We start from the raw sequence: 20,011 nt of genomic DNA on the forward strand, positions 1-20,011 counted from the left end.
GCGTCCGCCGGGAGATGCCTCCCGGCGGACGCCCGTGGTGCCGGACGGTTCCGAACGCGGTGTCCGGAGCTCAGCTGCCCCGTGTCAGCTGCCTCCGCCGCATCCGCCCCCACCGCCCCCGCAGGACGACCCGCCTCCGCAGGACGAGCCGCCACCGCACGATGAACTCCCCGACGAACAGGACGAGCCGCCGCCCCCGCTCGCGCCGCCCGCCCACCAGCTGCTCCCGGACCGGCGCGAGCGCCTCCGGCTCCCGCTCGTCGCGGAGGCCACGACGCCGACCACGACCAGTACGACGAACACCGCCAGGATGATGCCAACGATCATGGCTCCACCCTCCTTCCGTTCCCCCGAAGCGGCCCCCCGTGGGCTCTGCTTCCTGCCTGTTTCCTGCCCGCGCCTCGCGCGTGACAGGGGGATGCCCCGGCGCCCGCCCGGCCAAAGCAGAGTTGAGCAACTCCAGAGGTTGCGCGCAGGATGGCGCCCATGACCTCCAGCGCGCGCCCCCTCCTGAACCGCCGCCTCGCCGAGTTCGGCACGACGATCTTCGCCGAGATGTCGGCCCTGGCGGCGAGCACCGGCTCCATCAACCTCGGCCAGGGCTTCCCCGACACGGACGGCCCCGAGGAGATCAGGGAGGCGGCCGTGCGCGCGCTGCGCGACGGCCGCGGCAACCAGTACCCGCCGGGGCCCGGGGTGCCCGAACTGCGCATGGCGGTCGCCGCCCACCAGGAGCGCCGGTACGGCCTCTCGTTCGACCCGGACACCGAGGTGCTGGTCACCGCGGGCGCGACGGAGGCCATCGCCGCCACCCTGCTGGCCCTGGTCGAGCCGGGCGACGAGGTGGTCGCCCTGGAGCCCTACTACGACTCGTACGCGGCCTGTGTCGCGATGGCGGGCGGCACGCGCGTCCCCGTGACGCTCCGGCCGCACGAGGAGACCCGCGACGGGGTCACGCGCCGGCGGTTCCGTCTCGACCTGGACGAGCTGCGCGACGCGGTGACGGACCGCACCCGGCTGCTGCTGATCAACACCCCGCACAACCCGACGGGCACGGTCCTGACCCGCGCGGAACTGACCGAGATCGCCGCGCTGGCCGTCGAGCGCGACCTGCTCGTGGTCACCGACGAGGTGTACGAGCACCTGGTCTTCGACGGCGCCGAGCACGTACCGCTCGCGACCCTGCCGGGCATGCGCGGGCGCACGGTCACCATCGGCTCCGCGGGCAAGTCGTACTCCTTCACCGGCTGGAAGGTCGGCTGGGTGACGGCGGCGCCCGCGCTCGTGTCGGCGGTCCGGGCGGCGAAGCAGTTCCTGACGTACGTGGCGTCCGGGCCCTTCCAGTACGCGGTCGCCGAGGCGCTGACGCTGCCGGACACGTACTTCGAGGAGTTCGGCGCGGACATGCTGGCCAAGCGGAACCTGCTGGTCGCGGGCCTCGCGAAGGCGGGCTTCGGGGTCTTCGAGCCGGCCGGGACGTACTTCGTCACCACGGACATCCGGCCGCTGGGCGAGAGCGACGGCTTCGCGTTCTGCCGGGCGCTGCCGGAGCGCGCCGGTGTCGTGGCGATCCCGAACGCCGTCTTCTACGACCACCGGGAGGCCGGCGCGCCCTTCGTGCGGTTCGCGTTCTGCAAGCGCGCGTCCGTGCTGGAGGAGGCCGTCGAGCGGCTCGGGACACTCGCCGGATAGCGGTCCCGCGCCGCGCGGTCGGCGGGAGCGGTGGGAATCGCACGCCACAGCGGGACAATGCTCGCAAACGGGACAGATTCCCAGCAGTCTTCGAGTGTGACCCAAGCAAGCACCCTCACCCCCGCCGCCGCGACCGAGACGGAGCCCGCCACCGGAGGCCGCGCCCGGCCCCGGCCGCCCCTGGCCGCGACCCTGGGTACCGCGCTCGGGCTGTTCGCCGCCGCCCGGCTGCTGGGCATCGGCGCGGTGGCCGTGGCGGCCTGGAGCACGGGCGGGCACCCGGTCGCCCTGCTCGGACGGTCCTGGGACTCCGTCTGGTACCTGCGGATCGCGTTCGACGGCTACGGGCGCAGCTTCCACTTCCATCCCACCGTCGTCCACAGCGACCTCGCCTTCTTCCCGCTGTACCCGGGACTGATCCGGGCCGTCACCGGCCTGACCCCGCTGAGCGGGGCGGGCGCGGGCCTGGTGATCTCGTGGACCGCCGCCGCGGCCGCCGCCTGCGGCATCTACGCGATCGGGGCCCGGCTGCACGACCGGGCCGTCGCCACCGCCCTCGTGCTGCTCTGGGGCCTGCTCCCGCACTCCGTCGTGCTGTCGATGGCGTACACGGAGCCGGTCCTGACGGCGTTCGCCGCCTGGTCGCTGTACGCCGTCCTCAACGGCCGCTGGCTGTGGGCGGGCTCCCTCGCGGCCTGCGCGGGGCTGGCCCGTCCGAACGGCTTCGCGGTGGCGGCGGCGGTGCTCGCGGCCGCCGCCCACGAGGTCTGGCGGCGGCGCGGACGGGAAGTTCCCCACAGGCTGTGGACGGGCGCCGCGCTCGCGCCCCTCGGCTGGAGCGCGTACGTGCTGTGGGTGGGGCGGCGCAAGGGCGACCTGCTCGGCGGCTACTTCGAGGTGCAGCGGCTGTGGGGCTCGCGCTTCGACTTCGGGCTGGGCGCCCTGCGCTTCGTCAAGCACCTGCTGCTCCGGGGCGACCTGCTCGTCTTCCCCGTGGCGATGGTGATCGTGGCGGTGTGCCTGCTGCTGTTCGGGCTGCTGCTCGCGGACCGCGCGCCGCTGCCGCTACTGGTCTACGCGGGCGTCCTGCTGCTCGTCGCGGCCGGCGGCTCGGGCTTCTTCCAGTCCAAGCCGCGCTTCCTGCTGCCGGCGTTCCCGCTGCTGCTGCCGGCCGCCCTCGCGCTGGTGCGCACGGCGAGAGCCCGGCCCTGGCACGCGACCCTGCTGGTCGGTGCCCTGGCCGGGCTCTCGTTCGCGTACGGGGCGTACCTCGTCGTCATCGCCCACAAGCCCCTTTAGCCGGGCGGGGCGGCCCCGAGGACGCGGGGGCTACTCGCCGTCGTCGGGCTTGTCGGCCTCGTTGATCTCCTGCTCCAGGCCGAGCTGCTCCACGAGCCACTTGTCGAACTCGATCGCGGCGCGCACCCAGCTGACCGTCGAGGAGACGAAGTGCTCCAGGCTGACGCCGGTGCCGATCAGCATCTGCGCCTCGCCGATCAGGCGGACCGTGCCGTCGTCGTGCGTGTGGCTGTAGACCTTCGGCCACAGCGTGCGGCGGTTCCAGTCGTCGATGGACTCCAGGATCTGGGGCTTGTCCTCGATCTGGTGCGGCCGGTCGTAGAACGTCCGCACCGAGAAGACCTGCTGGTCACCCTCGCCGCGGAACATGAAGTACGTACGGAACTGCTCCCACGGCGCCGCGAGGTCACCCTCGTCGTCGACGACATACTTCAGCTCCATCTGCTCCAGGAGCTGCTTCACAAGGTCCTGATCCGGGACGACGGGGCCCGCCGGTCCGCCGGGCTGCGGCTCGGGCTGGCCCCCGAAGTTCGGAATCGAGGACGGGTCGATGCTCACCGTGATTTTCCCTTCGTACGGATTCCGCCATCCTCCCCCATCCGGGGCGGGGGCTCGCAACCCCCGCCTCCGTCGGTGACGCAATTCCGCTCAGAGCGTCTTGCCCGTGGCCGGTCCCCACACCGGTCCGGTCTCCACTCCAGTCTGCGACTCCGGCTGCGGTTCCGCCTCTGCTCCCGCGGCCGGGCCGACGATCAGCCCGTCCCCGAAGGCGTCCACCCGGACCGTGTCGCCGTCCTTGACCTCGCCCGAGAGGATCTCCTTGGCGAGGCGGTCGCCGATGGCCGTCTGGACCAGCCGGCGCAGGGGCCGGGCGCCGTAGGCGGGATCGTTGCCCTCGACCGCGAGCCAGGACAGGGCCTCCTCGCTGACCTCCAGGGTGAGCCGTCGCTCGGCGAGCCGCTTCGCGAGCCGGCCGATCTGGAGACCGGCGATGCGCTGGAGCTCCGGCGTGCCGAGTGCCGAGAAGACCACCAGGTCGTCGAGCCGGTTGAGGAACTCCGGCTTGAACGAGGCCCTCACCACCTCCAGCACCTGCTCGCGCTTCTCCTGCTCGCTCGTCGTCGGCTCCACCAGGAACTGGCTGCCCAGGTTCGAGGTGAGGACCAGGATGGTGTTGCGGAAGTCGACCGTGCGTCCCTGACCGTCCGTCAGGCGCCCGTCGTCCAGCACCTGGAGCAGGATGTCGAAGACCTCCGGGTGAGCCTTCTCCACCTCGTCGAGCAGTACGACGCTGTACGGGCGGCGACGGACCGCCTCGGTCAACTGGCCGCCCTCCTCGTAGCCCACGTACCCGGGGGGCGCGCCGACGAGCCGCGAGACCGTGTGCTTCTCGCCGTACTCCGACATGTCGATGCGGACCATGGCCCGCTCGTCGTCGAAGAGGAAGTCCGCGAGCGCCTTGGCCAGTTCGGTCTTGCCGACACCGGTCGGGCCGAGGAAGAGGAAGGAGCCGGTGGGACGGTCCGGGTCGGCGATGCCGGCCCGCGTGCGGCGCACGGCGTCCGACACCGCGCGCACGGCCTCGCCCTGGCCGATCAGGCGGCGGCCCAGCTCGTCCTCCATGCGCAGCAGCTTCTGCGTCTCGCCCTCCAGGAGGCGGCCCGCCGGGATGCCGGTCCAGGCGCCGACTACGTCCGCGATGTCGTCCGGGCCGACCTCCTCCTTGACCATCGTGTCCTTGGCGGCGATCACCTCGGCCTCCGAGGCGGCCTCCAGGTCCCGCTCCAGGGTGGGGATCTCCCCGTACAGCAGCTTGGACGCGGTGTCGAAGTCCCCGTCGCGCTGGGCCCGTTCGGCCTGGCCGCGCAGCTCGTCGAGCCTCTCCTTCAGCTCGCCCACCCGGTTGAGGGACTGCTTCTCCTTCTCCCAGCGCGCGGTCAGGCCGCGCAGCTCCTCCTCCTTGTCGGCGAGGTCGCGGCGCAGTTTCTCCAGACGCTGCTTCGAGGCGGGGTCGGTCTCCTTGTCGAGCGCCAGCTCCTCCATGCGGAGCCGGTCCACGGAGCGCTGGAGCTCGTCGATCTCCACCGGCGAGGAGTCGATCTCCATCCGCAGCCGCGAGGCCGCCTCGTCGACCAGGTCGATGGCCTTGTCGGGCAGGAAGCGCGAGGTGATGTACCGGTCGGACAGCGTGGCCGCCGCGACCAGCGCGCTGTCGGCGATCTGCACCTTGTGGTGGGCCTCGTAGCGGCCCTTGAGCCCGCGCAGGATGGCGATGGTGTCCTCGACGGTCGGCTCGGCCACCAGCACCTGCTGGAAGCGCCGCTCCAGCGCCGGGTCCTTCTCGATCCGCTCGCGGTACTCGTCGAGGGTGGTGGCGCCGACCATGCGCAGCTCGCCGCGCGCGAGCATCGGCTTCAGCATGTTCCCGGCGTCCATGGCGGAGTCGCCGCCCGCGCCCGCGCCGACGACGGTGTGCAGCTCGTCGATGAAGGTGATGATCTGCCCGTCGGACGCCTTGATCTCGGCGAGCACGGTCTTGAGCCGCTCCTCGAACTCGCCCCGGTACTTGGCACCGGCGACCATCGCGCCCAGGTCCAGCGAGACCAGCCGCTTGTTCTTCAGCGACTCGGGCACGTCCCCCTTCACGATCCGCTGCGCGAGCCCCTCGACGACGGCGGTCTTGCCGACGCCGGGCTCACCGATGAGGACGGGGTTGTTCTTGGTGCGGCGGGACAGCACCTGCACGACGCGGCGGATCTCCTGGTCCCGGCCGATGACGGGATCGAGCTTGCCCTCCCGCGCGGCCGCGGTGAAGTCCGTACCGAACTTTTCGAGCGCCTTGTACTGGCCCTCGGGATCCGGGGTGGTCACCCGGCGCCCTCCCCTGCTCTTCTCGAACGCTTCCAGCAGCTTTCCGGCACTGGCTCCCTGAGCGGAGAGTACGTCCCCGGCCCGGCCGCCCTTCTCCGCGATCCCGATGAGCAGGTGCTCCGTCGAGAGGTAGTCGTCCCCCAGCTCCCTGGCCCGGTCCGCGGCGTCGGCGACGACCGCGAGCAGCTCGCGGTCCGGCTGGGGCGGGGCGACGGTGGAGCCGGCCACGCTGGGCAGCGCGCCGAGCACCCGCTCGGCGCCGGCCCGCACGGCGGCCTGGTCGGCGTCGACCGCGGCCAGCAGGTCGGTGATGTTCTCGTTCTCCTGCCCCTCCAGCAGGGCCAGGAGCAGGTGCGCGGCGGTCAGGTCCGGGTGCCCTCCGGACACCGCCCGGCCGGTGGCGGCGTTGATCGCGTCCCGGCTCCTGTTGGTCAGCTCGGCGTCCACGTTCGCGTTCTCCTCCTCGTACTCCTGCTCCTGCATCGGGTGACTCGACCAGCGTACACAAAGTTGAGTCGATTCCACTCAAGGAGAGCGCGGGGAGGCTCAACGGCTAAGTTCCGGTGCATGGCCTCGCAACCCCTCGACCCGCGCGCTCCCGACGACCTGTACCTCGCCTTCTGGCGGGAACGGCACCTGTGCACCCTCACGACCCTGCGTCCCGACGGCACCCCGCACGTCGTGCCCGTCGGGGTCACATACGACCCCGAGGCCGGTCTTGCTCGGATCATCACGAACAGGACCAGTGCCAAGGTGCGCCACGTGCTCGCCGCCGGCCCCGAGGGGATGCCGGTCGCGGTCTGCCAGGTGGACGGGGGGCGGTGGGCGACGCTGGAGGGCCGCGCACGCGTGTCCACGGACCCCGCGCGGATCGCGGAGGCGGTGCGGCGCTACGCCGAGCGCTACCGGACCCCGGCACCCAATCCGGCCAGGGTCGTCGTCGAGATCGAGCTGACGAGGGCGATGGGGCGCGGCTGACGACCGCCGGCGGCCTCCGGGCCCACGACCCGCCGCGCGCCTTCCGCGCACGGCTGGTTTCAGCCCTTGTCATGATCGGCGGATACGCCGAAATATCCCCGGAAACTGCAGCGGCGTCACCGTGTTCAGGTCACGGTGACGCCGCTGCGGGGGGAAGCGCCTGAGCGATTTGGAACGACGGGGGAATCGCGTCAGGCACTGCGGGGGGTGGCTGAGATGGTTCGTACGTCCGGGGCTTCCGGCTCGACCAGCCGGTGATCGCGCTGGTCGAGGTTCACAAAGATCATTCCGTACCGGATGGCGCACCGTACCGGCTGCGGCGCGCCCCGGGGCCGTCGCAGGCACCGGTACGCACGCACGTCGTCGTCCTCGTCCCGGGTGACCACGACCGGCTCGCCGAAGACGGTCACCATCAACGAGTCACCGCTGTGGGGGATCGCGGTGGCCAGGTCGATGAAATGCCAGCCCGAGCGGTAGGCGGTGGCCATTTCCCGCCGGAAGGACCGGTCGTCGGGGGGCGTGGTCATGCGTCCGCGTCCGCGGGGCCGCTCGTCCAGCCGCTGTCGGGCGGCGTCTCCGCCACCACCCTGGTCCAGCCGCTGTCGGCCCCGATGATGGTCCAGCCGCTGTCGGGCGGCGTCTCCGCCAGCAGGTTGGTCCAGCCGCTGTCCGCCTTGATGCTGGTCCAACCGCTGTCGGGCGGAAGGGACACCAGGGCGTGCGCGGCGTCGAGACCCGAGCCCCCCAGAGCGCCGAAGGCCACAGCGACAGAGAAGACTGCGGCAAGCACTGAACCAAGCAATCTCGCTCGCATAGTCGGCTTCGTCCTCACTTGATGGAATCTTCTCCCCCGTCGTCACAAGACGATGGCTCATTCAGGCACGTCAATGCCACAGGAGCGATGCATCATGTTCCTGCACGTTCAGGACCCTGGGGGGTGGAGATTTGCCCAAAAACAACTCACAACCGACACATCCCCATGCTGTCACCACGTTGTGTGACGAAGGAGCACGCCTGTACGCCGGCGCCCTGCACGCGGGACGCATCACACGGGTCGAGGTCGAGGCGGCTCCCTGCCTTCTGGAGTTCGCGCTGCTCCACCCCGATCCCGACGACGAGAAATGGCTGCGACCGGTCCCTCCGTCCGTCGCCCTGGCACAGCGTCTGCACCCCCTGGAACGCGAGATCCAGGAGCGGCGGCGCCAGGCGATCGAGCTGACGGACTCCTTCGACCCTTTCATCGCGATCAGTACACAGAACCAGGCGAGCATCCACGCGATCACCGTTCTGGAGGGATTCGACCGGATCAACGCGGCACTCAATTCGGCCACCGCCGAGTGCCACACGGAAATGCTGACGGTGCAGCCCGGCGGCGGGCGCCCCGCAGACGCTCTCATGCAGGCCCTGGAGCGCGACAGGCCCCTGACCGACCGAGGGGTCAGCATCCGGACGCTGTACCAGCACACGGCCAGGCACAGCCAGGGGACGCTGGCCTACGTGGAGCGCATCTCCGGCGGCAAGATCCAGGTCCGCACGCTCGAGGAGCTCATCGAGCGGCTGATCATCTTCGACCGGACCGTCGCCTTCATCCCCGCGAGCGACGACCGCCGGGTCGCGCTCGAACTGCGCCACCCCGGACTCGTCCTGTACCTCACCAAGGTCTTCGACCAGCTCTGGCAGCGCGCGGTGCCCCTGACCGAGGACGTGCCCAACGACGTCGACCCCAACGGCATCACCCCCGTGCAGCGGTCCATAGCCAAACTCCTCATCGAGGGCCACGTCGACGAGGCGATAGCCCGCCGGCTCGGCATGAACGTCCGCACCTGCAGGGCCCACATCGCGCGGCTGGCGACCGCCCTGGGCAGCGGCAGCCGGGCACAACTCGGCTTCCTGATCGCCGAGTCGGGCCTCCTGCGCCACGACTCGCCCCAGTGAGGCCCCGGCACGCACCGACGGCGGCCGGGACCGCGGGACCGCAACGGAGCCGCACGGGTCCCGGGAAGGGGCCGACAGACGTGCCCGTACGGGGGGTTCGGGCGGGACGGCGTCCGGCGCGGCCCGCTCAGCGCCCGGTCGGGGACTCGGGACCGGGCACGGTGAGGGGCTGGAGCTCCGGGGACCGGGGCGGCCCGTCGAGCCCCGCCTGCGCTATCCGCACCCCCAACTGCGTCCGGCTGGCGGCGCCGAGGGTCTCCGAGAGCCGCGCGATGTGCGCCCGGCAGGTACGGACGCTGATGCCCAGCCGCTCCGCGACCACCGCGTCCTGGTGCCCCTCGGCGAGCAGGGCCGCGATGGAGCGCTCGCGATGGGTGATGCCCTCGATGCCCGTGTCCGGGAGCGGCGCGGTGAGCGGGATCGCCAGCCGCCACAGCCGCTCGAAGACCGTCACCAGGTAGTCCACCAGGGCGGGGTGGCGCAGTTCCAGCGCGATCGTGCGGTCGGGGCTGGCGGGGATGAACGCGACCGTCCGGTCGAAGACGATGAGCCGCTCGGTGACCTCGTCCAGGGTGCGCGCCTCGGCCGCGTCGCCCATCAGCTCCATGTACGTGAGCAGGCCCTGCCCGTGCCGCGCCACGTGCGTGTAGAGATCCCGCATCCGGACCCCGCGGCCGCGCAGCGCGAGCGCCCGGTGCAGCCCCTCGGAGAGTTCGTCCTCGCGCCGGATGCCGCCGGGCTGCACGGCGAGCACCTCCGACGCGCACGCCTCGGTCGCCTCGTCCATCGCCGCGCGGATACGGGGCAGTCCGTCCAGCACCCGGATCGCCACCCCTTCGGCGGGGGCCCGTTCACCGCCGCCCAGGGCCGCGTACCACTCGAAGGCGGCCACCGCCGCGCCCATCCGCGACTGCGTGGCGACGACCCGCTCGTGCATCTCCCGCAGCAGCCGCGTCATGACCTCCTGCGGCGAGGTCGGCACCAGCCAGCGCATGTCGTCGGGGTCGGGGTGCAGCAGCGCCAGTTCGACCAGGCAGGGCACCGGGTCGGCGTCCTCGCGGGGCACCCGGCCCCGCCGGACCGCCCGGGAGTACACCCGGTCCCCGGCATCGCACAGGCGGTCAGCACCGTGCGGATGTGCTTCCGTCGCGTGCCCGGCCATCTCCCCAACCCCCGGTTCCAGCCTCTTCGCAGCGCAACTATGCGCGGCTGCCTCCGGCTCCGCAACACGGCTGCCCCGCGTCGACGCACCCTCTTGCCCTGCCCCGTCCGCCTTTGTCCACACCTCCGCGCGGCTCGTTGCAACAAGCTGACGGTGGCAGCGGCGGCCGCTCCGCGACAAGGGCACCGGCGCCCGCGCGGCCCTCCGCGCGACCCCGGGCGACCACCGCGTCACGCGCCGGGCCGGATGTCGCTCCCGATGCCGGGTCGGGTGCCGGGCCGGAGCGGGGAGGCGGGGCCGTACGGGACGACCGGCAGACCGCACGGGACGTTCCCGGGCGGCCGGAGGGGGCCTGGACCGAGTCCCGTCCCGACCCGCCGCGCCTGCGCCCCGGTCCGGTGACGGCCTCCCGGCATGACGGACACCTCCCGGGCAGGATGCGTCGCATTCGCGAACGCCGCAGCCGGCGGCACCCCGGACGGCGAGCCGCCCCCGCGGCCACGCCTCGACCTCCGCATCCGCCTCCGGCCGCCGTCGCCTCCGCCAGGAGCTCCGGCTCCCGGAAGGGGGTCGTTCCGCCCCACGGACGGGCCGATCGGGGCGGTTCGCGCCCGGCCGGCGGGGCGGGCGACGGGGCCGCCGGCACGCAGGCGGCCGGCGGGCGGGCGTACGGGGCAGGGGATCTCCAGCGGGTCCCGCCCCCGAACCGGGCCGCCGCGGATCACGTACGCGAATGGTGAAGAGCCGGCGCAGGGGACGCCGGGCACCTTCCGCGGGAAGCCCCGCGGGGGCGGTCGGGCGAGGAGCGGGCGACCGGCCCGCCCGGCAAGGCTCCCGGCCGCCCAGGAGGGCACGGACGCCCACCGACGCGGGGCGCACCGCCCACCCCGCCGGAGGCGGCCCGCACGCGCGAACGCGCCGCCCGGGGCCCACAGGCCCGGGCGGCGCGTTCGCGGAAGCGTGGAAGCGCGGAAGCGCTACTTGATGCCGAGCGAGTCGCAGGCGGCCTTGTACTTGGCCGTGCAGATCTGCTCGACCGTGTAGATGCCGTCCCTGAGGACCGTCGTGTCGATGGTCTCCCGCGTCAGCGAGGCCACCTGGACGAGGTTGGACGGGATGTTCTTGTGGGTGGGGCTGTCGATCTTGTCCGGGGTGAGCGCGTCGAACTCGATGCCGTAGCCGCGCACACGGGCCACGGCCATCTCGGCGGCGGTCTCGGCCTCCTGCGGGTACGGCTTGTAGACGCTCATGAACTGGTCGCCCGCGACGATCCGCTGCACACCGTCCAGCTCGGCGTCCTGGCCGGTGACCGGCGGCAGGTCGGCGACGCCGGCGGCCTTCAGCGCGGAGATGATGCCGCCCGCCATGCCGTCGTTGGCGGAGTACACGCCGGCGATGTTGTCGACGCCGATGGAGGAGATGGCCGCCATCATGTTGGCCCGGGCGTTCGCGGGCTTCCAGTCCTTGGTGTCGTACGACTTGGCGATGGTCACCTTGCCGCTCAGCTCACCGAGGGCGCCCGCCTTGAACTGGGCCGCGTTCGGGTCCGTCACGGCGCCGTTCATCATGACGATCTTCTGGGTCTTGCCGCCGTTCAGCTCGTCGATGAGCGCGCGGCCCTGCACCTGGCCGACCGCCTCGTTGTCGAACGAGATGTACGCGTCGATCGGGCCCTCGGCCAGCCGGTCGTAGGCGATGACCGGGATGCCGGCCTCCTTGGCCTTCTTCACGCCCGGGGCGATCGCGTGGGAGTCCACCGCGTCCAGCAGCAGCACGTCGACCTTGTCCGCGATCATCTGGTCGAGCTGGTCGTCCTGCTTGTCGGCGTCCTGCTCCGCGTTGGCGTAGACGACCTCGCCCTTGCCGTCGGTCAGCAGGTCGACCCGCTTCTTGATGATCGGGTAGTCGAACTTCTCGTAGCGGGAGTTCGACTTCTCCGGCAGCAGGAGGCCCACCGTGATGTCGTCGCCCACGGACGGGCTCTCTTCCCCGCCGCCGTCACCGCTCCCGTCGAGCACGCCGCACGCGGCGAGCGTGAAGGTCAAGGTGGAAGCGGTGATGGCTATGGAAATACGACGTGTACGGCTGTTCACTTCGGGTGCCTTCCGGACGAGGGCGCAAGAGCGGGGCCCAGGTGACGAAAAGCCAACGCGGGGCGCCCCGGGCCGTCAAGGAGTAACTGCTAACGAGATCGCAACAGAAAGCTGTGGAGAGACCGGGGTGAACTCGGGTGGATCCGTTGCGCGAGGGTCCACAGCGCGATCGTACAACGGTGCCATCGGGGAACAGGAGGCGGGTGAAAGGGATGTGACGGACACGCAAAGCGCACCCAAACGGGACAGAAGGAAAGCTCCGGTCAATCCGCCACCCGCCGACCGGAGGCGTGCCGGGACCCGGATCGGGACGCGGATCGGGACACGGGTCGAAGCCGGCGCCGGAAACGGTCCGGAGCCGAGGGCTGGACGCGGTCCCGGGCCGAGGGCCGGAAACCGTCCGCGGGCCGAAGGCCGGAGCGGGGCGTTCCGCGGGCGCTGCCGGGGGCCGGGGCGCCCGGGGCCGGGGATCGGGCGCGAGGCCGCCACGGAGGCGTTCCGGGCGTTCCGCGGGCACTGTCCGGGCGGGGGCGGGCCGCGAGGGGAGCCGGGCGGAGCCGCCGCGGACCCGTGCGGGCCGACCCGCCCGGGGCCCGATCTGGTGCGCTGGAGTACCACTGCCCTCCCCCCTCGGGCGGCCGCGACCGTCCGCCATCCGTCACGGCGAGGCCCTGATGCGAAGCATCGCCCTGATCGTGTCCGTCTCCCTGGACGGCTCCTTCGACGGACCGGACCGCGAGATCGACCGGCACCAGGTCGACGACGAGCCGCACCGGCACCTGGACGGGCGCGTCACGGCTCCGGGCGGGTTCCTGACCGGCCGCGTGACGCACGAGCCGAGGGCTGCCCACCGGCCCGCCGCGGACCGGGACCCCGGCTGTTCGGAGCACGTGCGGGAGTTCGCGCCCGCCTGGCGGGACGTGCCGAAGACCGTGTACTCGCGCACCCTGGAGCGCGCCGACCGGAGCACCACGGTCGTACGGGAGGTCGTGCCCGAGGAGGTCATGGCGCTCAAGCGGCAGCCCGGCGGGGCCCCGGTGGTCGGCGGGGCGGAGCCGGCGGCGGAGTTCCGCCGGCACGACCTCATCGACGAGTACCCGATCGCGACGGGGCGGTCATGCCGCACTGCGCGCGCGGGACGACGGCGGCCTGAACCGGGCCGCCCGGGGTCGCGCACCAGCCGTCCCGCGCGCCCGGCCTCCCGCGCCCGCGCGCACCCAGGCCTCCGCGCGTCCGGCGTCGCGGGCGCGCGCCCGGCCCTCCGGCGTCAGCCGGCCTCCGGCAGGAACTGCCGGGCCACCTGCGCGAACAGGCCTCGCAGTTCGGGCGGTACGCCCATGCGGCAGGCGGCCTCCTCGGGGCTCAGCGGAGCGGCGCCTGCCTCCGCGGCGGGGCGACCCGCGCCCGCGAGCGGGAGATCGTCCTCGGTGAGCCGGCCCGAGCGGATCAGCATCTCCCGCAGGGGCACGCCGAGCACGGCCGCGATGCGCCGCATCGTCTCCAGGTCCGGCATGGACTGCCGCTGCAGCAGGCGGCTCACGGCGGCCCGGTGCACACCGGCGTCGTCCGCGAGTTTCGAACGGCCGCCGCCGCGCGGGCTGTCGATCTCGTAGCCGCGGGCGCGCAGCAGGTCTTCGATCCAGCCCGCGAACTCCTGAAGCCCCTGAGCCCGGAATGCCTGGTCCGAACGGGCCCCGGCCCGTGCGCTGGTGCCCATGTGTCCGCTCTCCCGTCGTCGCGCCACGAGCGTACCGATCATGCGCACGCCGGAAGGTGCGCACATCCGCGCGTACCTGTGGAGATCCGGCAACGGCCGCTCCCCGCAAGGCTCTTCGGCCACGACCCGTGACACCTCGGCCGTATCGGCCGCCGCGGGACCATAGTTGGTTGCGTCGGCGCCGGCGCCATGCAACCCTGTTCGCTCGCTCACGACGTTCGAACATACGTTCGCACAGGGAAGGAGCCGCACCATGACGGCCACCGAGGCCGAACAGGTCGCGCTGGAACTGGAGCGCCTGCGCCGCTCGGTCGACGTCGGCTTCGCCACCACGCGCGGCGACCTCGCCCTCCTCCTCCAGCGCGCCGACCAGACCGACAAGACGCTGGACGAGCACGAGACCCGTATCGAGGCCCTGGAGCGGACCCGCTGGCCCCTGCCCTCGCTCGCCGCGGCCACCTCGTGCACGGCACTGGCCCTGACGGTCTGGCAGACCCTGGGCCGCTGAGCCCGTGCCGGAGCCGCGCTCCCGGAACACGCGGAGGGGCCCGGAAGGTTCGGTCGAACCTTCCGGGCCCCTCCGCGCGCTCCTCGCGCTGTCAGTCCGAGGACTGCTGACGCTTGGGACGCCACACCACCAGGGCGCTCGTCTGCTGGACCTCCTGGTACGGGACCAGGTCGCGCCGGTACGAGGCGTGGACGGCGGCCTCGCGCTGCTGCATCGCCGCCGCCGCGCCGTCGAGGGCCGACTGCAGCTCGGCGGCCCGGGACTGGAGCGCCGCGACCTGGTTCTCCAGCTCGATGATGCGCTTGATGCCGGCCAGGTTGATGCCCTCGTCCTGCGACAACTGCTGCACGGTACGCAGCAGTTCGATGTCACGGGCCGAGTAGCGGCGGCCCCGCCCGGCCGTACGGTCCGGGGAGACCAGGCCGAGACGGTCGTACTGGCGCAGCGTCTGCGGGTGCAGACCCGAGAGCTGGGCGGCCACCGAAATGACGTAGACCGGTGTCTCTTCCGTCAGCTCATAGGGGTTACGACGGCGTCCGGTTGCGTCCATGGCGTCCTCAAGCTCCCTTCGCGGCCTGGAACAGCTCCGCCCGCGGGTCCTCGTCCGCGGTCGCCTCGCGATACGCCTCCAGGGCGTCGCGAGCCTTGCCCGTCAGATCCGCGGGCACGACGACCTCGACGGTGACCAGCAGGTCCCCGCGGGTGCCGTCCTTGCGGACGGCGCCCTTGCCGCGGGCGCGCATCGTACGCCCGTTGGGCGTGCCCGGGGGCAGCTTCAGGGTGACCGGGGGCCCGCCGAGCGTGGGCACCCTGACCTCCCCGCCGAGCGCCGCCTCCACGAAGGTGACGGGCACCGAGACGGTGAGGTTGTCGCCCTTGCGGCCGAAGACCGGGTGCGTGTCCACGTGCACGGTGACGTACAGGTCGCCGGCGGACCCGCCCCGCTCGCCCGGGGCTCCCTTGCCGCGCAGCCGGATGCGCTGGTTGTCGCTGACGCCCGCGGGGATGCGGACCTGCATGGTCCGCGAGGACTTGGCGCGCCCCGACCCCTTGCAGACCTCGCAGGCGTGCTCCGCGATCAGACCGCGGCCCTTGCAGTCGGGGCAGGGGTCCGTCAGCGAGAAGCCGCCGCCGGAGCCCCGTGCCACCTGGCCGGTGCCGACGCAGGTCGGGCACACGCGCGGTGTGCCGTTCTTGTCGCCGGTGCCCGAACACGCCTTGCACGGGGCCTGGGAGGTCATCCGCAGCGGGACCGTGGCCCCGTCGACGGCCTCCGTGAAGCTCAGCGTGACCTCGGTGTCGATGTCCTGGCCGCGCCGCGGCTGCGTACGCGCGCCCGTGCCGCCCGCGCCACCGCGGTTGAACAGGCCCCCGAAGACATCACCGATGCCGCCCCCGCCGCCGAAGCCGCCTCCCGCCGTTCCGCCCTGGGGCGCGCCTCCGAAGAGGTCGCCCAGGTCGAAGTTGAAGGAGCCGCCTCCGGCGCCGGGTCCTGGCCTGAAGCCGCCGTTGCCGAAGAGGGCGCGTGCCTCGTCGTACTCCTTGCGCTTCTTGGTGTCCCCGAGGATGTCGTTGGCCTCGGAGATCTCCTTGAAGCGCTCCTCGGCCTTGGCGTTGCCCTTGTTGGCGTCCGGGTGGAACTCGCGGGCGAGCTTCCGGTACGCCTTCTTGATCTCGGCCTCGGTGGCGTCCTTGGGGACGCCGAGGACCTTGTAGTAGTCCTTCTCGATGAAGTCCTTGGTGCTCATCCCCGACGTCCCTCCTCTCTCCTCAGTGCAACGTCAGCCCTCGTCCGGGCCACCGCTCTCCTTGTCGTCGGCCGCCTCCGCGGACTCCGGGGAGTCCGCCTTGACGGTCTGCGCGCCCGGCTGCGGCTCGGCCACCGCCACCCGCGCGGGGCGGATGGTGCGCTCGCCGATCCGATACCCCGGCTGCAGAATCGCCACGCACGTCGTCTCCGTGACGTCCGGCGCGTACGAGTGCATCAGGGCCTCGTGGATCGTCGGGTCGAACGGCTCGCCGTCCTTGCCGAACTGCTGCAGGCCCATCTTGGCCGCGACGGTCTCCAGCGACTCGGCCACCGACTTGAAGCCGCCGACCAGTTCACCGTGCTCCCGCGCGCGGCCGATGTCGTCGAGCACGGGCAGGAGCTCGGTCAGGAGGTTCGCCACGGCGATCTCCTTGACCGCGATCCGGTCGCGCTCGACCCGGCGGCGGTAGTTCTGGTACTCGGCCTGGAGCCGCTGGAGGTCCATCGTGCGCTCACCGAGCGCCGTGCGGACCTGGTCCAGCTGGGCCGTCAGACCGGTGATCTGTGCTGCCGCGTCCCCGGCCGGGGCCGCCCCCTCCTCCGTGGAGGGGGCGGTCTTCGGCTCGGCGTCATCGGAGGTGGCGCCGGAGGGGACGTCGGGCTGCTGCGACTGCTCGTCGAAGCCCGGGGTCTCCTCCGTCACGCGGCACCGTCCTTGCGGTCCTCGTCGACGATCTCGGCGTCGACGACGTCGTCGTCAGCGGCCCTGGCACCGGCGTCGGCACCGGGGGCCTCGGCACCGCCCGCGGCACCCTGCGCGGCCTGGGCGTCGGCGTACATCGCCTGGCCGAGCTTCTGCGAGACGGCTGCGACCTTCTCGGTGGCCGTGCGGATCTCGGCGACGTCCTCGCCCTTGAGCTTTTCCTTGAGCTCGTCGATCGAGGCCTCGACCTCGGTCCTGATGTCGCCCGGGACCTTGTCCTCGTTGTCCTTGAGGAACTTCTCCGTCTGGTAGACGAGCTGCTCGCCCTGGTTGCGGGTCTCGGCGGCCTCGCGGCGGGCGTGGTCCTCGTCCGCGTACTTCTCGGCCTCCTGGCGCATCCGGTCGACCTCGTCGCGCGGCAGCGAGGAGCCGCCGGTGACGGTCATCTTCTGCTCCTTGCCCGTGCCGAGGTCCTTCGCGGTCACGTGCATGATGCCGTTGGCGTCGATGTCGAAGGCGACCTCGATCTGCGGGACACCGCGCGGGGCCGGCGGCAGCCCGGTCAGCTCGAACATCCCGAGCTTCTTGTTGTACGCCGCGATCTCGCGCTCGCCCTGGTAGACCTGGATCTGCACGGAGGGCTGGTTGTCCTCGGCGGTGGTGAAGATCTCGGACCGCTTGGTCGGGATCGTCGTGTTCCGCTCGATGAGCTTCGTCATGATGCCGCCCTTGGTCTCGATACCAAGCGACAGCGGGGTCACGTCGAGGAGCAGGACGTCCTTGACCTCACCCTTGAGGACACCGGCCTGGAGGGCCGCGCCGATGGCGACGACCTCGTCCGGGTTCACGCCCTTGTTGGCCTCGTTGCCGCCGGTCAGCTCCTTGACGAGCTCGGCGACGGCGGGCATGCGGGTGGAGCCGCCGACGAGGACGACGTGGTCGATCTCGGACAGCTGGATGCCGGCGTCCTTGATGACGTTGTGGAACGGCGTCTTGCACCGCTCCAGCAGGTCGGCCGTCAGCTGCTGGAACTGGGCGCGCGTGAGCTTCTCGTCCAGGTGCAGCGGGCCCTCGGCGGAGGCCGTGATGTAGGGCAGGTTGATCGAGGTCTCGGTGGACGAGGACAGCTCGATCTTGGCCTTCTCGGCGGCCTCGCGCAGACGCTGGAGCGCCATCTTGTCCTTGGCGAGGTCCACGCCGTGGCCGGAGCGGAACTGCTGGACCAGGTAGTCCATGACCCGCTGGTCCCAGTCGTCGCCGCCGAGGTGGTTGTCACCGTTGGTGGCCTTCACCTCGACGACGCCGTCGCCGATCTCCAGGAGGGACACGTCGAAGGTGCCGCCACCGAGGTCGAAGACGAGGATCGTCTGGTCGTCCTTGTCGAGGCCGTACGCCAGGGCGGCCGCGGTCGGCTCGTTGACGATGCGCAGGACGTTCAGACCCGCGATCTCACCGGCCTCCTTCGTCGCCTGACGCTCGGAGTCGTTGAAGTACGCCGGGACGGTGATGACCGCGTCGGCCACCTTCTCGCCCAGGTACGCCTCCGCGTCGCGCTTCAGCTTCTGCAGGATGAAGGCGCTCATCTGCTGCGGGTTGAAGCTCTTGCCGTCGAGCTCGATCTTCCAGTCCGTGCCCATGTGACGCTTCACGGAACGGATGGTCCGGTCCACGTTCGTGACCGCCTGGCGCTTGGCGACCTCGCCGACGAGCACCTCACCGTTCTTCGCGAAGGCGACGACGGACGGCGTGGTCCTGGCGCCCTCGGCGTTGGTGATGACGGTGGGCTCACCGCCCTCCAGAACGCTGACGACGGAGTTAGTCGTGCCCAGGTCGATGCCGACCGCACGTGCCATTTCGATTCCTCCAGCAATGACTTGAGTGGAACGGACTCAAGTGTGCATGACGTCCGCCTCCCGGTCAACAGAGCTGAGTCGAGTGGGCTCAACTCTTATCTCTTCCTTACGCGCAGGAAGGCCCCGACCTGCACGGACGGCAGGCCCCGGGGCCCCTCGGCGGCGATGTGGCGGTGACCACTCCCTCCCCGGGCAGCGCGGGAGGCGCCCGCCGGCCCGCCCGCCACAGGCCCCGGCGGCGGGGCGGGGCGGCAGGGCGGGGCGGGGCAGGGCGACCGCCGGGCCGCTGGGCCGCTGGGCCGCCGGGCCGCTGGGCCGCTGGGCCGCTGGGCCGCGCACGGGAACGCCAGGCGCCGCGGACCGGACACGCCGGGGCCGGGGCCGGGGCGCCCGTTCGGGCCGACACCCCCGACTCCATCGGGTGCCCCGGGGCGACACCAGGCACTCAGGCAACCCTCAGCGACGCAGATCACCGCACCTCTGGCTACAGTGCGGCCGGAAGACTGGGTAGTCTCAGACGACTACGTAAGTTACCGCTTAGTAATCACATGAGTCCCACCTCGCAGGCCCGAGGAGCCCCGAAATGCAACTCGCCGCGATCATCGTGTCGCTGGTCCTGACCGTGGTCGGCGTCGCGCTGCTCGCACGCGCCATCGGCCAGTTCGTCCGGTACTTCAAGCTCGGTCAGCCGGTCCCCGCCGGCACGCGCACTGACAACCCGTACCAGCGCAGCGTGACGCTGGTGCGGGAGTTCCTCGGGCACACGCGCATGAACCGGTGGGGCATCGTGGGCTTCGCCCACTGGTTCGTCGCCGTCGGCTTCCTGACGCTGCCGCCGACCCTTGCCCAGGCCTTCGGCCAGCTCTTCCAGGCCGACTGGACGCTGCCCGTCATCGGCGGCTTCCTGCCGTTCGAGCTGTACATCGAGTTCATCGGTGTCATGACGATCCTCGGCATCCTCGTCCTGATGGCGGTCAGGCTGCTCAGCCTCCCGTCCCGGGCCGGCCGCAAGTCCCGCTTCACGGGCTCCAAGGCAGGGCAGGCGTACTTCGTCGAGTACGTCATCCTCACCATCGGGCTCGCGATCTACGTCCTGCGGGGCCTCGAGGGCGCGATCCACCACGTCGAGCACTACGAGGCCGCGTACTTCGCCTCGTACCCGCTGGTCCTGGCCTTCAAGGGCCTGTCGCTCGGCGTGCTGCAGAACCTCGTGTACTTCACGGCGATGATCAAGATCGGGACGTCCTTCGTCTGGATGATCGTGGTGTCGCTGAACACCAACATGGGTGTGGCCTGGCACCGGTTCCTGGGCTTCCCGAACATCTGGTTCAAGCGCGAGGCGGACGGCGCCACCGCGCTGGGCGCCTTGCAGCCGATGGTGTCGGGCGGTCGGGCCATCGACTTCACCGACCCGGGGGACGACGACGTGTTCGGCGTCTCGCAGGTCGAG

The 20,011-nt window shown here is 71.8% G+C and carries 15 protein-coding genes and 2 pseudogenes; 6 read left to right on the forward strand and 11 right to left on the reverse strand.

What is annotated here, in order from left to right; all coding sequences use genetic code 11:
• Positions 1-477: 477 nt before the first annotated feature.
• Positions 478-1,692: a pyridoxal phosphate-dependent aminotransferase gene (locus IE265_RS17975; RefSeq protein ID WP_190036597.1), complete on the forward strand. Its 1,215-nt coding sequence runs from the start codon at positions 478-480 to the stop codon at positions 1,690-1,692.
• 96 nt (positions 1,693-1,788) lie between these two features.
• Positions 1,789-2,991, forward strand: coding sequence for a putative hexosyltransferase (locus tag IE265_RS17980; protein ID WP_373302976.1), 1,203 nt, complete (start codon positions 1,789-1,791; stop codon positions 2,989-2,991).
• A 30-nt stretch (positions 2,992-3,021) separates the two neighbouring features.
• On the opposite strand, the gene IE265_RS17985 is transcribed toward IE265_RS17980, so the two are convergent.
• Together IE265_RS17985 and clpB are read right to left on the reverse strand one after the other, a co-directional pair.
• Positions 3,022-3,549 (reverse strand): YbjN domain-containing protein, encoded by a 528-nt coding sequence (locus IE265_RS17985; RefSeq protein WP_190036598.1) that lies wholly within the window; start codon positions 3,547-3,549, stop codon positions 3,022-3,024.
• A 174-nt stretch (positions 3,550-3,723) separates the two neighbouring features.
• Positions 3,724-6,309 (reverse strand): annotated as a pseudogene (gene clpB / locus IE265_RS17990) (ATP-dependent chaperone ClpB); the annotation flags it as partial.
• A gap of 120 nt (positions 6,310-6,429) precedes the next feature.
• Here clpB and IE265_RS17995 point away from each other — a divergent pair.
• A complete protein-coding gene (locus tag IE265_RS17995; protein ID WP_190036599.1) occupies positions 6,430-6,840 on the forward strand; it encodes a pyridoxamine 5'-phosphate oxidase family protein in 411 nt (136 codons plus the stop codon).
• 191 nt (positions 6,841-7,031) lie between these two features.
• On the opposite strand, the gene IE265_RS18000 is transcribed toward IE265_RS17995, so the two are convergent.
• Together IE265_RS18000 and IE265_RS18005 are read right to left on the reverse strand one after the other, a co-directional pair.
• On the reverse strand, positions 7,032-7,367 hold the full coding sequence (locus IE265_RS18000) for a Rieske (2Fe-2S) protein (RefSeq protein WP_190036600.1): 336 nt from the start codon (positions 7,365-7,367) through the stop codon (positions 7,032-7,034).
• Positions 7,364-7,603 (reverse strand): hypothetical protein, encoded by a 240-nt coding sequence (locus IE265_RS18005; RefSeq protein WP_190036601.1) that lies wholly within the window; start codon positions 7,601-7,603, stop codon positions 7,364-7,366. Before IE265_RS18005 ends, IE265_RS18000 begins: the two co-directional genes overlap by 4 nt.
• Before the next feature lie 182 nt (positions 7,604-7,785).
• Between IE265_RS18005 and IE265_RS18010 the strand changes: the two genes are divergently transcribed.
• Complete coding sequence (locus IE265_RS18010) at positions 7,786-8,775, forward strand: helix-turn-helix transcriptional regulator (RefSeq protein ID WP_190036602.1); 990 nt, start codon at positions 7,786-7,788, stop codon at positions 8,773-8,775.
• Between the two features lie 127 nt (positions 8,776-8,902).
• Here IE265_RS18010 and IE265_RS18015 read toward each other — a convergent pair whose 3' ends face one another.
• From IE265_RS18015 to IE265_RS18025, 3 genes are all read right to left on the reverse strand, one after another.
• Positions 8,903-9,937 carry a helix-turn-helix transcriptional regulator gene (locus IE265_RS18015; RefSeq protein ID WP_190036603.1) on the reverse strand — a complete coding sequence of 345 codons (1,035 nt, stop codon included), beginning with the start codon at positions 9,935-9,937 and terminating at the stop codon, positions 8,903-8,905.
• Positions 9,938-10,914: 977 nt separating this feature from the next.
• Complete coding sequence (locus IE265_RS18020; protein ID WP_190036604.1) at positions 10,915-12,030, reverse strand: sugar ABC transporter substrate-binding protein; 1,116 nt, start codon at positions 12,028-12,030, stop codon at positions 10,915-10,917.
• Between the two features lie 1,267 nt (positions 12,031-13,297).
• Entirely contained in the window at positions 13,298-13,747 is a 450-nt protein-coding gene (locus IE265_RS18025) for a helix-turn-helix domain-containing protein (RefSeq protein WP_190036605.1), read from the reverse strand.
• 253 nt (positions 13,748-14,000) lie between these two features.
• On the opposite strand from IE265_RS18025, the gene IE265_RS18030 reads away from it, so the two are divergent.
• Positions 14,001-14,255, forward strand: a complete 255-nt coding sequence (locus tag IE265_RS18030) for a hypothetical protein (protein ID WP_190036606.1) — start codon at positions 14,001-14,003, stop codon at positions 14,253-14,255.
• A 91-nt stretch (positions 14,256-14,346) separates the two neighbouring features.
• Here IE265_RS18030 and IE265_RS18035 read toward each other — a convergent pair whose 3' ends face one another.
• Genes IE265_RS18035 through dnaK form a run of 4 tightly spaced genes read right to left on the reverse strand, consistent with a single transcriptional unit; the run spans position 14,347 to position 18,561 of the window.
• Positions 14,347-14,805: a heat shock protein transcriptional repressor HspR gene (locus IE265_RS18035; protein ID WP_190036607.1), complete on the reverse strand. Its 459-nt coding sequence runs from the start codon at positions 14,803-14,805 to the stop codon at positions 14,347-14,349.
• A gap of 7 nt (positions 14,806-14,812) precedes the next feature.
• Entirely contained in the window at positions 14,813-16,003 is a 1,191-nt protein-coding gene (gene dnaJ / locus IE265_RS18040; RefSeq protein WP_190036608.1) for a molecular chaperone DnaJ, read from the reverse strand.
• Between the two features lie 33 nt (positions 16,004-16,036).
• The gene (gene grpE / locus IE265_RS18045) at positions 16,037-16,708 is read right to left on the reverse strand and encodes a nucleotide exchange factor GrpE (protein WP_190036609.1); all 672 of its coding nucleotides are present in this window, start codon (positions 16,706-16,708) and stop codon (positions 16,037-16,039) included.
• A complete protein-coding gene (gene dnaK / locus IE265_RS18050) occupies positions 16,705-18,561 on the reverse strand; it encodes a molecular chaperone DnaK (protein WP_190036610.1) in 1,857 nt (618 codons plus the stop codon). The genes grpE and dnaK overlap by 4 nt, the downstream gene beginning before the upstream one ends.
• Positions 18,562-19,144: 583 nt before the next feature.
• Here dnaK and IE265_RS18055 point away from each other — a divergent pair.
• Positions 19,145-20,011, forward strand: a pseudogene (locus IE265_RS18055) (Fe-S oxidoreductase); the annotation flags it as partial.

This window comes from Streptomyces fructofermentans, from assembly GCF_014651055.1.
Classification (GTDB): domain Bacteria; phylum Actinomycetota; class Actinomycetes; order Streptomycetales; family Streptomycetaceae; genus Streptomyces; species Streptomyces fructofermentans.

What these genes read in the sequence shown, in the direction of transcription:
- IE265_RS17975 (WP_190036597.1), top strand. Translation starts at nt 478, where the DNA reads ATGGCGCCCATGACCTCCAGCGCGCGCCCCCTCCTGAACCGCCGCCTC.
- IE265_RS17995 (WP_190036599.1), top strand. Translation starts at nt 6,430, where the DNA reads ATGGCCTCGCAACCCCTCGACCCGCGCGCTCCCGACGACCTGTACCTC.
- IE265_RS18000 (WP_190036600.1), bottom strand. Translation starts at nt 7,367, where the DNA reads ATGACCACGCCCCCCGACGACCGGTCCTTCCGGCGGGAAATGGCCACC.
- IE265_RS18015 (WP_190036603.1), bottom strand. Translation starts at nt 9,937, where the DNA reads ATGGCCGGGCACGCGACGGAAGCACATCCGCACGGTGCTGACCGCCTG.
- IE265_RS18025 (WP_190036605.1), bottom strand. Translation starts at nt 13,747, where the DNA reads ATGGGCACCAGCGCACGGGCCGGGGCCCGTTCGGACCAGGCATTCCGG.
- IE265_RS18030 (WP_190036606.1), top strand. Translation starts at nt 14,001, where the DNA reads ATGACGGCCACCGAGGCCGAACAGGTCGCGCTGGAACTGGAGCGCCTG.
- IE265_RS18035 (WP_190036607.1), bottom strand. Translation starts at nt 14,805, where the DNA reads ATGGACGCAACCGGACGCCGTCGTAACCCCTATGAGCTGACGGAAGAG.
- dnaJ (WP_190036608.1), bottom strand. Translation starts at nt 16,003, where the DNA reads ATGAGCACCAAGGACTTCATCGAGAAGGACTACTACAAGGTCCTCGGC.
- dnaK (WP_190036610.1), bottom strand. Translation starts at nt 18,561, where the DNA reads ATGGCACGTGCGGTCGGCATCGACCTGGGCACGACTAACTCCGTCGTC.